This window comes from Candidatus Njordibacter sp. Uisw_002, from assembly GCF_047730155.1.
Taxonomy (GTDB): Bacteria; Pseudomonadota; Gammaproteobacteria; order Pseudomonadales; family Balneatricaceae; genus Njordibacter.
Genome location: NZ_CP159832.1, coordinates 1,816,608 through 1,828,515, shown reverse-complemented (window position 1 = coordinate 1,828,515; position 11,908 = coordinate 1,816,608). Strand labels below are relative to the sequence as shown.

Below are 11,908 nucleotides of genomic sequence, written 5' to 3'. Positions count from 1 at the left end.
CATGAAAAAGCCTAGCAGTGCCATTGTGGTGGGGGCTGGAATGGTAGGCCTTTGTTGTGCTTATGCCCTCCATCTTAGAGGGGTTAAGGTGACTATTGTAGACCGAGACCCAGCAGGTGATAAAACCTCTTATGGTAATGCAGGGGCGTTAGCTATTAGTGAGTGTGTACCACACAGCTTGCCAGGCCAAATGTGGTCTATTCCCAAGTGGCTGATTGATCCCATGGGCCCTTTGTCTATTCGGGCAGCACATATTCCTCACTTAATACCTTGGTTGTTGTCGTATCTTGGCCATAGCCGTGGAAAAAATGTGGCACATATTGCCAAAGCCTTACATGCTATTAATTGCCGAGTCAGTGCAGACTATGATCCGATGCTAGCCAAAATAGGCTATGCGGATAAGGTGCGAGATAAAGGTTGTATCCGCGTCTATGATAACTATGAAAACTTTAAATTAAGCGCTCAAGAGTGGGCTATCCGCAAGCAATATGGGCAGCATTATGAACTCTTAGGTGAAGAAGATCTGCGTGCTATGGAGCCCTCTATAGGCAAGGCTAAGACGTTTGGTGTGTTGCAGCCGCAATGGCGTATTATTGATGATCCAAAGGAGTTGGTGTCTAGTCTACGTGAATGGCTAGTGAGCCAAGGTGTGGCTATATTGGCAGCTAATGTAGACACTTTAATAACTCAAGATAAACATGTCGTGGGTATTAAAACCTTAAGTGGTGAGTATGTGGCAGATGTAACTGTAGTTGCAGCTGGAGCTTGGTCTAAGCAGTTATCAAAGCAGGTGGGGGAGACGTGTTTGTTAGAGTCTGAGCGGGGGTATAACACCACCTTGCCTTACCCAAATATACAGCTAAATCATGAGTTGTTGTTTGCTGAGCAGATGTTTGCTGTATCGCCCTTATCTATGGGCGTGCGAGTAGGTGGTGCGTCAGAGTTTGCTGGTTTAAGTGCAGCGCCAAATTATAAACGCAGTGATAATTTACTAGCTTTAGCGAAGCGTTTTTTACCTGAATTGGATACACAAAATGGTCAAAAATGGATGGGGCATAGGCCCTCTACACCTGATTCATTGCCTGTGCTTGGGCCTTCGGTAAAGTGGCAAGGGTTAGCTTATGCGTTTGGGCATGCTCATTTAGGGATGACTCAGGCGGCTACAAGTGGGCAAATGTTGGCTGAAGTGTTGCTGGAGCCAGAAAAAGGCACCGATTTGAGTGCCTATAGCATAGGGCGCTTTAATGGATAGGTTTTCCAGCTAACTGCATTATCAAACCACTTAGTAAATCCCATGTATTAGCTTTGCTTACGCCTTTTACGCACTGATCTATCGCTTCGCATTGCGCTAGCATGTGCTGGGCACTTTGATGATCATGCTGCTTCGCTGCAGTGCGCAGGTAGCTCTTGCGCTTTTCCCACACGCGTTCTTGCCTAAGTCCAGCTTCAATACCTTGAGAGTTACCTATAACGCTTGCCAAAAGCCTCACTTCGCGACTTAACACCCATAAAATATCCATTGCGCTAGTGCCTTCTTCTTTGAGCCCATAGAGCATAGTAAGGCTGTGACTGGCCTGGCCCATAAGTGCAGTGTCTACTAGCTGGTAATTGCTGTAGCGAGCAAGACCGCCTACATCACTATCAATGTGTTGTGCAGTAATTTCAAAGTTTGCACCATTGAGGGTGAATTTTTCTAATTCCTGAGCGGTCGCTAACAAATTTCCTTCAGTGCGTTGAATTAACAGCTCACATGCGTCTGGGGTGATGGTTAGGTCTAGTTTTTTAACTCTATTATTGATCCAGCGCCCCATTTGTTGGGCTTCTAATGGGAAAACTGCCATGCATACACCCGCTGCATCTAGCGCTTTAAACCATTTTGAGCTCTGACTTTTGGAGTCAATCTTGCCGCTACTAATGAGTACTAAATTATCCGGATTGGGATTTTCTACTAATAAGTTTAGAGCGGCGGAACCTTCTTTGCCAGGTTTGCCGTTGGGGATTCTTATTTCAATGATCTTGCGGCTAGAAAAAAGTGACATAGCTTGATCAGAGGCAGTGATTTGTTGCCAATCAAAGCGGCCCTCAGCATGAAACAAGTCGCGTTCTAAAAAACCTTCGTGACGTGCTTTGTTGCGGATTGCATCGCATATTTCTTGCTGCAATAAAGGCTCATCACCATGCACAAAGTAACAACCTGCTAAACCTTTGGTAAGATGATTATCGAGTTGGTCTGGTTTAATAAGCATTATTGGAAACTAAGCTGGCGTGTGATGCGAGAGCCAAGTTGTTGGTATAACAAAGCCCAACTATCAGCTTTTATACGTTCGTTAATAGTGGCATTAGTGCCACTTAAATCCACATCAGCGCTTACAGATATAAGTAGCGATTTGTTATCAGTGGGGTATTTTTGTGTGCTTTGTTTTGTACCATCAGCACTATAAAGGTATTGGCTACTCAAAGTATAGCGCCACACCAAAGCGTCACCATTGGTATCTAGTGTGAGTTTGGTGGTGTGTTGCAATGTGCGCGTAAGTTGCAGTGTGGGTGCCGTACTATCCTCATTTACTACTGAATCTAATACATTTAACCTCACCGGGTATTGGCTAAGATTATCAATTACTGCAGATGCAAGCTGATCATCGTCTACATAAAGGTCAATTTGGGGCGCAAATGAGCGTTGGCTTTGGCCTTGTAAGTGGAAGCCGCAACTGGCCATAGCTAGGCTCAAGCACATTACAAAGCTGAATTGAGCTATGGCACCTAATCTTGCAGTTTTATTGATCATTTGCTACGTCCTATTTTGCCCCGGAAGCTGCCCACCAGGCTAACTTACAACAATATTAACTAGTTTGTTGGGCACCACGATCACTTTTCGTACTGCCATATTACTAATAAAGCTCTGCACTTTTTCATCGGCTAAGGCCAGTTGTTGGATCGTATCGCGGTCCATAGTGGCATCGACACTGATTTTACTACGTAACTTTCCATTCACCTGAATTACCATGTCAATGCTGGATTTTACAAGCGCACTTTCATCCACTTGTGGCCAAGGCGTTTGTAAAATGCTATCGGTGCCAGACATTGCTTGCCATAATGTGTGACACAAATGTGGCGTAAAGGGCGATATCAGTAACACAGCGGTGCTTAAGCCTTCTGCTCTTACAGCGCGGCCTTGGTCGCTTGTGTCGCTAAACTTAGAAATAGTGTTGCTCAATTCCATAATGGCTGCAATAGCCGTGTTAAAGGTGGTGCGGCGTTCAATATCGTCAGTGACTTTTTGAATGGTCTCGTGGGTTTTGCGGCGCATGTCTTGTTGTTGCTGGTTTAATTCACTTGCTTTTAAAGCGGGTGCAGCAGGGCCTGACAAATGTTGGTGCACTTGCTTCCAGAAGCGTTTAATAAACCTTTGAGAACCTTCAAGTCCAGCGTCAGACCATTCAAGCGATTGCTCTGGGGGAGCGGCAAACATGGTAAATAGACGCACTGCATCAGCGCCATACTGATCTATCATTGTTTGCGGATCAATGCCGTTGTTTTTGGACTTCGACATTTTCCCCATGCCATCATAGAGTACGGCCGAGCCATCAGACTTTTTCACAGCTCCAGTAATACGACCCTTATCATCAACTATTGGATCTACATCTAGTGGAGAAATCCAATTTTGGCCGCCTTTTTCTTCTTCTTGGTAGTAAGTGTGAGCTAGCACCATACCTTGGCATAGAAGTTTCTTAAACGGTTCATCAGATGAAACAAGGCCCATGTCACGCATGAGTTTGTGGAAAAAGCGTGAATATAGAAGGTGCAAAATAGCGTGTTCAATGCCTCCAACGTAATGGTCTACAGGGGCCCAATAATCAGCGCTGTTGGGCGCCAACATGTTGTCATTATGGTGGGCGCTGGTGAAGCGTGCGTAGTACCAAGAAGACTCCATAAAGGTATCGAAGGTATCTGTTTCACGTTTTGCTGCAGCGCCGCAAGTGGGGCAGCTGGTATTAATAAACTCGTCCATTTTCTTTAATGGAGAGCCGCTACCATCAAATTCTACATCTGTCGGCAATACCACAGGCAGTTGATCTTCTGGCACTGCAACTGGTCCACACGCATCACAATTAATAATAGGAATGGGAGTGCCCCAATAACGCTGGCGAGAAACACCCCAGTCACGTAAGCGATAGTTAGTGGTGGTTTTACCTTTGCCTAGCTGTTCAAGCTTGGCCGATATGGCGTCAAATGCCAGCTGGAAATCCATGTCGTCAAATGCGCCAGAATTAACTAACAAACCTTTTGCTGTGTATGCTGCTTCAGCGATGTCTACCTTTATACTATCATCAGCTGGGCGCACCACTTGCTGAATTTTAAGGTCGTATTTATTGGCAAATTCCCAGTCGCGTTGGTCATGTGCTGGCACAGACATTACCGCTCCAGAGCCATAATCCATGAGCACAAAATTTGCAGTCCATACAGGCACAGATTCACCTGTTAAGGGATTAGTCGCAGTGAAGCCAGTGTCTAAGCCTAGCTTTTCCATTGTTGCCATGTCAGCCTCGGCAACCTTCATGTTTTTACAACTATCAATAAATTCAGCCATGGCTGGGCTGGTTGCAGCGGCTTTAAGGGCCAAGGGATGTTGTGGTGCTACAGCTAAATAGGTGACGCCCATTAAGGTATCTGGGCGAGTAGTAAATACATCTAAGGCGCCATGGCCCACTACATCAAAAGTGAGTTCTACACCTTGAGAGCGACCAATCCAATTGCGCTGCATAGTACGCACTTGCTCTGGCCAGCCGTCAAGTTGGTCTAAATCATCTAATAGTTGGTCAGCATAGTCAGTAATTTTAAGAAACCACTGAGGGATTTCTTTGCGTTCAACCAATGCACCAGAACGCCATCCTCGACCATCGATGACTTGTTCATTAGCTAATACAGTTTGGTCTACTGGATCCCAGTTAACGACAGCATTTTTTTTGTAAACCAAACCTTTATCTAATAATTTGGTAAAGAACCATTGTTCCCAGCGGTAGTATGAAGGTTCGCACGTGGCCAGTTCACGACTCCAGTCGTAACCAAAGCCCATGCGCTTAAGTTGATCACGCATGTAAGCGATGTTTTCATGAGTCCACTTGGCTGGGGCAACGTTATTTTTCATAGCGGCATTTTCAGCAGGTAAACCAAAAGCATCCCAGCCCATAGGCTGTAATACATTTTTACCTTTCATGCGCTGAAAGCGTGAAATGACGTCACCAATAGTATAATTGCGCACGTGGCCCATGTGTAAGCGGCCGCTAGGATAGGGAAACATAGACAGGCAGTAATATTTCTCTTGGTCAGGGTTATCCTGCACCTCAAAGCTGTTGTTAGTTTCCCAGAAGGCTTGAATTTCTGGCTCTATGTCGTGCGCATTGTATTGTTCGTTCATGGGTGCCGTAGTGTTATTAAGCCGATATGGCTCGTTGTTTAAATCGTTATGCATAATACCACTAGAGCATCAACAACAGGTAGCGTGATGGATAAAATTGAATGAGAAAGTCAATCCCATTAGGGGAGGTCAGCTAGATTCATTAAAAATTAGATAATCTTAATAAAATACACCTGATTGTTAAAAAATGTTTAATAATCAAGTGATAACAGTTGTACTGTGGGTTCACTATCGTTATCATACGCATCCCTTATACGGCATCAGTCGAAACAAGGTATAGCGCGCCCGTAGCTCAGCTGGATAGAGTACTCGGCTACGAACCGAGCGGTCAGAGGTTCGAATCCTCTCGGGCGCGCCATTTTTTAGACAAATAGTAAATCTTATAGGTTTTACTAAAATACAAGCTGCATATGCTTCCAAGCTATGTGGTTTTTTTTTGCCTTTAATTTAATTCTGCTTAAAGGTATCGCTCAGTAAAAATCCGAGAAAGATCTATAATCCTGTGTCCTGCTGCGCGACCCAAGTAGCGTCCTTAAGAGCTTGAGGCTATGCATATGCTAATGAAAAATTGGTAGATGTCTCAAGTCAAAATGAATAAGATAACAAGGCCAAGCTTGTAAAAAGAGAAAATGATGAATCAGTTGATGAAGTGTATAGTTGATGCCGAAGATGCGTACTTTTCTTTAGTTGAGGGGCTTAATTATTCTGGTGCCCATAAGCCAACTGGTCAACGAACTATGGCCCATGTTAATCGTGAAAAAATAATTGACTGGCTTCAAGAATATGCTGCCAACGGGTCTAAAGAAGTTTTAGAAACTTGGCGACAAAACAAAATCACGGTGAAGTGGCTGGTAGAAAAAAACCTTAGTCCTGATGAAGCAGAGCCTAACCATCATTTTGATATAGGCATGGCACAATGGAATGCAGTTAAAAAGGTTATTGACGAAAACAAAACACATCTAATATGGTCCAAGGAATCTTGGGCTTTTCGTGTCGACAGAGATAGAAGTGCAAGTCAACTTTGAAAAACACTAAGCTCAGGAATTAGTCTTTATCTATCTATCCGCACGTCACAAAAAAAGCCTACTTATCGACGGTGTATCAAATTTCTTTTACTTTAGCTTTTACACATATTATTCAATAATGCCCCACCTCCACCCACTATAACTAGCAATGACGGTTGTTTAGTTGGGCCTGGCAAAGTAAACTTAATGCGGCACATATATATCTATGTGCGGCACAGGTAGGTTCCAACGACTAAGGGTCTTGTGATTTTTCTTTTGATTTGTTAGTTTTAATTACCGCTTAATGATGAATCAAATCTAATTATAATAACGGAGTTTTAAATGAATAAATTTGTTAAAGGTATCGCTGTTGCTGGTCTAGCAACTGCCATGTCACAAGGCGCTGTAGCAGCCTGTGGCGACGTAACCATTGCAGAGATGAACTGGGCGTCTGCCGAGTTTATGGCAAACGTAGACAAAATCATCCTTGAAGAAGGGTATGGTTGTTCTGTTGAATTGATCCCTGGCGCAACGTTAACAACGTTCGCTTCTATGGACACTAAAGGTGTGCCAGACATTGCACCAGAATTATGGACACAAGCTGTAGAGGTTCCTCTACTTGCTGCTCTTGCAGCCGGCAGCCTACATTCAATGAATCCAAAGCCTATCATGGGTGCTGGTGAAGGTTGGGTTGTACCTGGCTATACTTTAGCTAATCACCCAGAGCTAAAGACTGTACTTGATATTATTGAGCGTCCAGATCTTTTTCCATCTAAAGAAGACCCTTCTAAAGGTGCTTTTGTAGGTTGTCCTGCAGGTTGGGGTTGTCAGCAAGTGAATGCTAACTTATTCCGTGCATTTGATATGGAAGCTAAAGGATGGGTTCTAGTTGATCCAGGTTCTGCTGCTGGCCTTGACGGTGCAATGGCTAAAGCCGTAAACCGTGGTGATGACTACTTTGGTTATTACTGGTCTCCTACAGCAATGATGGGTAAGCTTAATATGTCTATGGTTGATTTTGGTGTGCCATTTACTGAAATGGAACATTGGACTAACTGTATTACTCAAGCTGAGTGTGCTGATCCAAAGCAATCTGCTTGGAGCGCGTCTGAAATCAATACTATCGTTACTGACTCATTCATGAAGAACAACGATCCTAAAGCTGCTGCTTACTTTGGTAAGCGTGTATTCCCAGCTTCTGCTATGGGCGCAATGCTAGTGTATATGGGCGACAACCAAGCTGGTGGTGAAGATGCTGCTATTGAATTTTTGATGAACCATGAAGACGTTTGGACACCTTGGGTTGGTGTACAAGCTGCAAACCTAATCAAAAAATCTTTAAACTAACCTAAGGGTTACTTCAAAAGCCTGCTACTTAGTTAGCAGGTTTTTTTTTCACTTATACAACGTAGGAATAATTGTGGAATTCTTAGACAAATTTCCCGACTTGGGTCGTACGACGTTAAGAGATATAAAAAAGAGCATCGACTTTGCCTTTCGTGAGTTCTCTAATCAATATGGTGAGGCGATTGAAGGTTTTTTTGACCCACTTTTGTATTTTATGGTGTGGTTTGAAAAACTATTAACCAACGCGCCTTGGCCCCTAATGATTTTGATTTTTGCTGCACTAGCGTGGCTTGGTGCTCGCAGCATACCTATTGTGATTGGTACCATTGTGTCGTTTGTTGCTATTGGCGTGTTTGGCATGTGGGAAGACACTATGGCGACGGTCGCCATTATCTCTGTAGCAACGTTTGTGTGTATTGGCCTTGGCATACCTTTAGGTATCTTAATGTCTCGCTCAAACCGGTTGCAAGCTGTAGTGACTCCGGTATTGGATGTCATGCAGACGATACCAAGTTTTGTGTATTTGATACCCGTAGTAATGTTACTTGGTATTGGTAAAGTACCAGGCCTTATTGCTGTGTGTATTTATGCAGTCCCCCCGATAGTGAGATTGACCAATCTAGGTATTCGTTTGGTAGATAAAGAAGTGCTTGAAGCAGCTGAAGCCTTTGGCTCTAGCTATCGCCAGAAGTTACTTCATGTTCAAATACCTCTGGCGTTACCCAATATTTTTGCCGGTGTAAACCAAACCATCATGATGGCTTTGGCCATGGTTGTCATTGCTTCCATGATCGGTGTTAAAGGTTTAGGCGTGCCAGTACTGCGTGCAGTCTCTAATCAGTATCTTGCATTAGGCTTGATGAACGGCTTGGCTATTGTTGCTTTGGCTGTAATATTTGACCGAGTTTCCCAACAGTACGGTAAGCGGTTGCAAAAGCACCGTCAAGGAGGCCATGGTGTCTGATATTAAAGTTTCTATTAAAAATCTTTATAAGATTTTTGGCCCCAACGGCAAAGACATGGTGCAAAAAGTTGAAGACGGGGCGACTAAGTCGTCTTTGCAAGCTGAGCACGGACATGTACTAGGCTTGAGTAATGTAAATATAGATATTCCTGCTCGTCGTATTCAGGTGATTATGGGGCTGTCTGGCTCTGGAAAATCTACCTTAATTCGCCACTTAAACCGTTTGATTGAGCCTACTTCTGGCGAGATTTTGGTTGATGGTGAAGATGTTTTAGCGATGTCTGACGTTGAGTTACGTAACTTTAGACGTAATAAACTGTCGATGGTATTCCAAAAGTTTGCCTTATTACCTCACCGTACTGTCATTGATAATGTGGGTTATGGGTTGCAGATTAAAGGTACTGACAAAGCTGAAATGAATGAGCGTTCACAAAAGTGGATTGACCGAGTGGGTTTGTCTGGCTTTGAGAATAACTATCCAGCGCAGTTATCTGGTGGTATGCAGCAACGTGTAGGCTTGGCTCGTGCTTTAGCAACTGATGCTGAAATACTTTTGATGGATGAAGCCTTTTCAGCATTGGATCCATTAATTCGTAACGACATGCAGGATATCTTGTTAGATTTACAAGAAGAGCTGCACAAAACCATTATATTTATCACCCATGATTTGGACGAAGCGCTAAATATTGGTGATAATATTGTGATCTTGCGCGATGGTGCTGTCATCCAGCAAGGGTCTCCACAAGAGATTGTGTTAAACCCTGCAGATGACTACGTACGTGACTTTATTAAAGACATTAACCGAGCTCGCGTATTGGATGTGAGCTCAGTGATGGGGCCTGGTTCTACAGACTCTGGTCTAGAATTGGCATCTGATGTTATTTTGGAGTTAGCTATGCCAGCTATGATTGAAGCTGACGTCACACAGGCTAATGTGATGCGTGATGGCGCCGTAATTGGTATGGTGACCCTTGCTGAAATGATTGGTGGTATCACCCGTCCAGTCACTAAAGCTGAAGATCAAGTCACTTATCGCTAAAGTGTTTGGGTGTGTTTAGTTATACAAAAGGGGTAGCTTAGGCTGCCCCTTTTTTTGTATATAAAACGATCATCTAGCACAGTAGGCCACTAACAAAGTAAAGGATTCACCACTATGCTAAGCTTGTTGATGCTTTTTTGGTGGAGCGCTTGGCATGGTTGCAAAATCTTTAATCGCTTTATCTACCGCAGTAGAGGGTAGTCTGCTACTAGCCCACACATTACACTGGGGCTGGAACCATGAGGCGTCTTCCATAGTGCCTACTTTAATGTGAATTCGTTCTGGTTTAGCGCTGTTAGTGCCAAATAGTTGGCTGCCACAGTTGCCACAAAAATGTTTAGTCATTTTAGTGCCAGAGTCAGAGTCATGACTATAGGTGCTAGTTTCGCCTTGCCATGTAAGGCTTTCAATAGGTATAAAGACTAAAGCAGCATAGCCGGAGCCTCCATTTTTGCGACAAGCCTGACAATGGCAGTGGGCTTGAAATAAAGGTGTTGCTTTGGCCTTATATGTTATTTGTCCACATAAGCAACTGCCTTTCATTGTGTGTGTATTGGTCATAGAGGTTATCTCTTATTAATTGGTATACTAGTTAAAAATGCAAATTTTGAATATGCAAATCGCCTTATGAAATTTATTGTTAAACTTTTTCCAGAAGTTACGATCAAGAGCCCTCCTGTTAAAAAGCGCTTAATTCAGCGTCTGCAGGCTAACTTAAAAATCATCCTGCAGCGGATTGATCCAAAAATCAAGGTGCAGCGCTTATGGGATCGAGTGGACATTATTTGCCCTGTGCAGACGCATGATCTTTATGAGCAGGTAGTGGCGGCTTTGGAGGACACTTCTGGCATTGCGCATGTCATCCAAGTTCTAGAATACCCATTGGAAGATTTTCACCAAGTATTAGAGATAGTAAAGGATTTTTGGGCTGATCGTTTGTCAGGAAAAACCTTTATGGTGCGTGTTAAACGCTCTGGAGAGCATGATTTTACATCCAGTGAAATGGAACGTTTCATAGGCGCAGGCCTACTGCACCAAACACAAGCATTAAAAGTAGACCTTGAGTCCCCACAAATAAAGGTGAACTTAGAAGTAAAAGATAACCGTGTATTTCTAGTTGAGCGTCGAATTAATGGTATGGGTGGGTATCCACAAGCTAGTCAAGAAGCTGTTGTGTCACTTATCTCCGGAGGTTTTGACTCTGCTGTGGCAAGCTACCTTACGATGAAGCGGGGTGCGAAAACTCATTTTTTGTTTTTCAATTTAGGTGGTGCAGCTCATGAAATTGGGGTAAAGCAGGTGTCGTACTATCTGTGGAAGAAGTTTGGCTCTGCGGCTAGAGTTAAGTTTATATCTGTGCCGTTTGAAGAGGTGGTGGGTGAGTTACTACAAAATATTAATCATTCATACCGAGGCGTGGTGTTAAAGCGCATGATGCTTAGGGTAGCACAGCGAGTAGCTGATAAGATAAAAGCAGAAGCGCTTGTTACCGGTGAAAGCATAGCTCAGGTATCCAGTCAAACTCTTACTAATTTGGGAGTGATTGATCAGGTTACAAGCGCGTTAGTCTTGCGTCCGTTAATTACCTTTGACAAGCAAAAAATCATAGATATAGCTGCTCAAATAGGCGTCTATGAGCTTGCTGCGTGTATGCCAGAGTATTGTGGTGTAATTTCTGATCGCCCTACAGTAAGAGCGCAGCTTAAGCGTGTAGAAGAAGATGAGAAAAATTTTGACTTTGGCCTACTTGAGCGCGCCTTGGAAAACACAATCGTTAGTTCGATAAATACCCTTGGTGGTGAGCTTAATCAATCACAGCTGCTTACACCCCAACAAGATTTAGTGCCTAATGATGTGGTGGTAGATGTGCGCGAAAGAAGTGAGCAGCAAAAAAAGCCTCTCAATATACCAGGCGTAGAAATAATCACATTGCCCTTTTTTCAGATCAATGAAAAGTTTGTTAGTTTAGATCAAACACGCCATTATTTATTTTATTGTGAAAAGGGTGTAATGAGCCAATTACATGCATTACACATCAAAGATCAAGGGTTTAAAAATGTGGGCGTATATCGGCCACAATGCTAACCCACCACCAGGCTAATGCTACATTGTTGCTTAAAATGAGCAAAATAGGTCGT

At 43.5% G+C, this 11,908-nt stretch carries 10 protein-coding genes and 1 tRNA gene; 7 read left to right on the top strand and 4 right to left on the bottom strand.

What is annotated here, in order from left to right:
* The first annotated feature begins 1 nt into the window (after nucleotide 1).
* The gene (locus ABXT42_RS08665) at nucleotides 2-1,252 is read left to right on the top strand and encodes an NAD(P)/FAD-dependent oxidoreductase (RefSeq protein WP_443627753.1); all 1,251 of its coding nucleotides are present in this window, start codon (nucleotides 2-4) and stop codon (nucleotides 1,250-1,252) included.
* Here ABXT42_RS08665 and holA read toward each other — a convergent pair.
* From holA to leuS, 3 genes are read right to left on the bottom strand one after another with little or no spacing between them, the layout of a single operon-like run.
* Nucleotides 1,242-2,246 carry a DNA polymerase III subunit delta gene (gene holA / locus ABXT42_RS08660; protein ID WP_443627752.1) on the bottom strand — a complete coding sequence of 335 codons (1,005 nt, stop codon included), beginning with the start codon at nucleotides 2,244-2,246 and terminating at the stop codon, nucleotides 1,242-1,244. The two genes, ABXT42_RS08665 and holA, sit on opposite strands and share 11 nt — an antisense overlap.
* On the bottom strand, nucleotides 2,246-2,785 hold the full coding sequence (locus ABXT42_RS08655; protein ID WP_443627751.1) for a hypothetical protein: 540 nt from the start codon (nucleotides 2,783-2,785) through the stop codon (nucleotides 2,246-2,248). Before ABXT42_RS08655 ends, holA begins: the two co-directional genes overlap by 1 nt.
* A gap of 39 nt (nucleotides 2,786-2,824) precedes the next feature.
* Complete coding sequence (gene leuS / locus ABXT42_RS08650) at nucleotides 2,825-5,416, bottom strand: leucine--tRNA ligase (RefSeq protein WP_443629465.1); 2,592 nt, start codon at nucleotides 5,414-5,416, stop codon at nucleotides 2,825-2,827.
* A 281-nt stretch (nucleotides 5,417-5,697) separates the two neighbouring features.
* Between leuS and ABXT42_RS08645 the strand changes: the two genes are divergently transcribed.
* The 5 genes from ABXT42_RS08645 to ABXT42_RS08625 all read left to right on the top strand — a co-directional run bounded on the left by ABXT42_RS08645 (nucleotide 5,698) and on the right by ABXT42_RS08625 (nucleotide 9,770).
* Nucleotides 5,698-5,774: transfer RNA gene (locus tag ABXT42_RS08645), tRNA-Arg, on the top strand.
* 274 nt (nucleotides 5,775-6,048) lie between these two features.
* Complete coding sequence (locus ABXT42_RS08640; RefSeq protein ID WP_443627750.1) at nucleotides 6,049-6,441, top strand: hypothetical protein; 393 nt, start codon at nucleotides 6,049-6,051, stop codon at nucleotides 6,439-6,441.
* A gap of 321 nt (nucleotides 6,442-6,762) precedes the next feature.
* On the top strand, nucleotides 6,763-7,767 hold the full coding sequence (locus tag ABXT42_RS08635; protein WP_443627749.1) for a glycine betaine ABC transporter substrate-binding protein: 1,005 nt from the start codon (nucleotides 6,763-6,765) through the stop codon (nucleotides 7,765-7,767).
* A gap of 73 nt (nucleotides 7,768-7,840) precedes the next feature.
* Nucleotides 7,841-8,731 (top strand): ABC transporter permease, encoded by an 891-nt coding sequence (locus ABXT42_RS08630; RefSeq protein ID WP_443627748.1) that lies wholly within the window; start codon nucleotides 7,841-7,843, stop codon nucleotides 8,729-8,731.
* Nucleotides 8,724-9,770, top strand: coding sequence for a quaternary amine ABC transporter ATP-binding protein (locus ABXT42_RS08625; protein WP_443627747.1), 1,047 nt, complete (start codon nucleotides 8,724-8,726; stop codon nucleotides 9,768-9,770). Before ABXT42_RS08630 ends, ABXT42_RS08625 begins: the two co-directional genes overlap by 8 nt.
* A gap of 117 nt (nucleotides 9,771-9,887) precedes the next feature.
* Here the strand turns inward: ABXT42_RS08625 and ABXT42_RS08620 are convergent, their stop codons facing one another.
* Nucleotides 9,888-10,331 carry a GFA family protein gene (locus tag ABXT42_RS08620; RefSeq protein ID WP_443627746.1) on the bottom strand — a complete coding sequence of 148 codons (444 nt, stop codon included), beginning with the start codon at nucleotides 10,329-10,331 and terminating at the stop codon, nucleotides 9,888-9,890.
* Nucleotides 10,332-10,397: 66 nt separating this feature from the next.
* Here ABXT42_RS08620 and thiI point away from each other — a divergent pair, with 66 nt between their 5' ends.
* A complete protein-coding gene (gene thiI / locus ABXT42_RS08615) occupies nucleotides 10,398-11,855 on the top strand; it encodes a tRNA uracil 4-sulfurtransferase ThiI (protein WP_443627745.1) in 1,458 nt (485 codons plus the stop codon).
* Nucleotides 11,856-11,908: the final 53 nt, after the last annotated feature.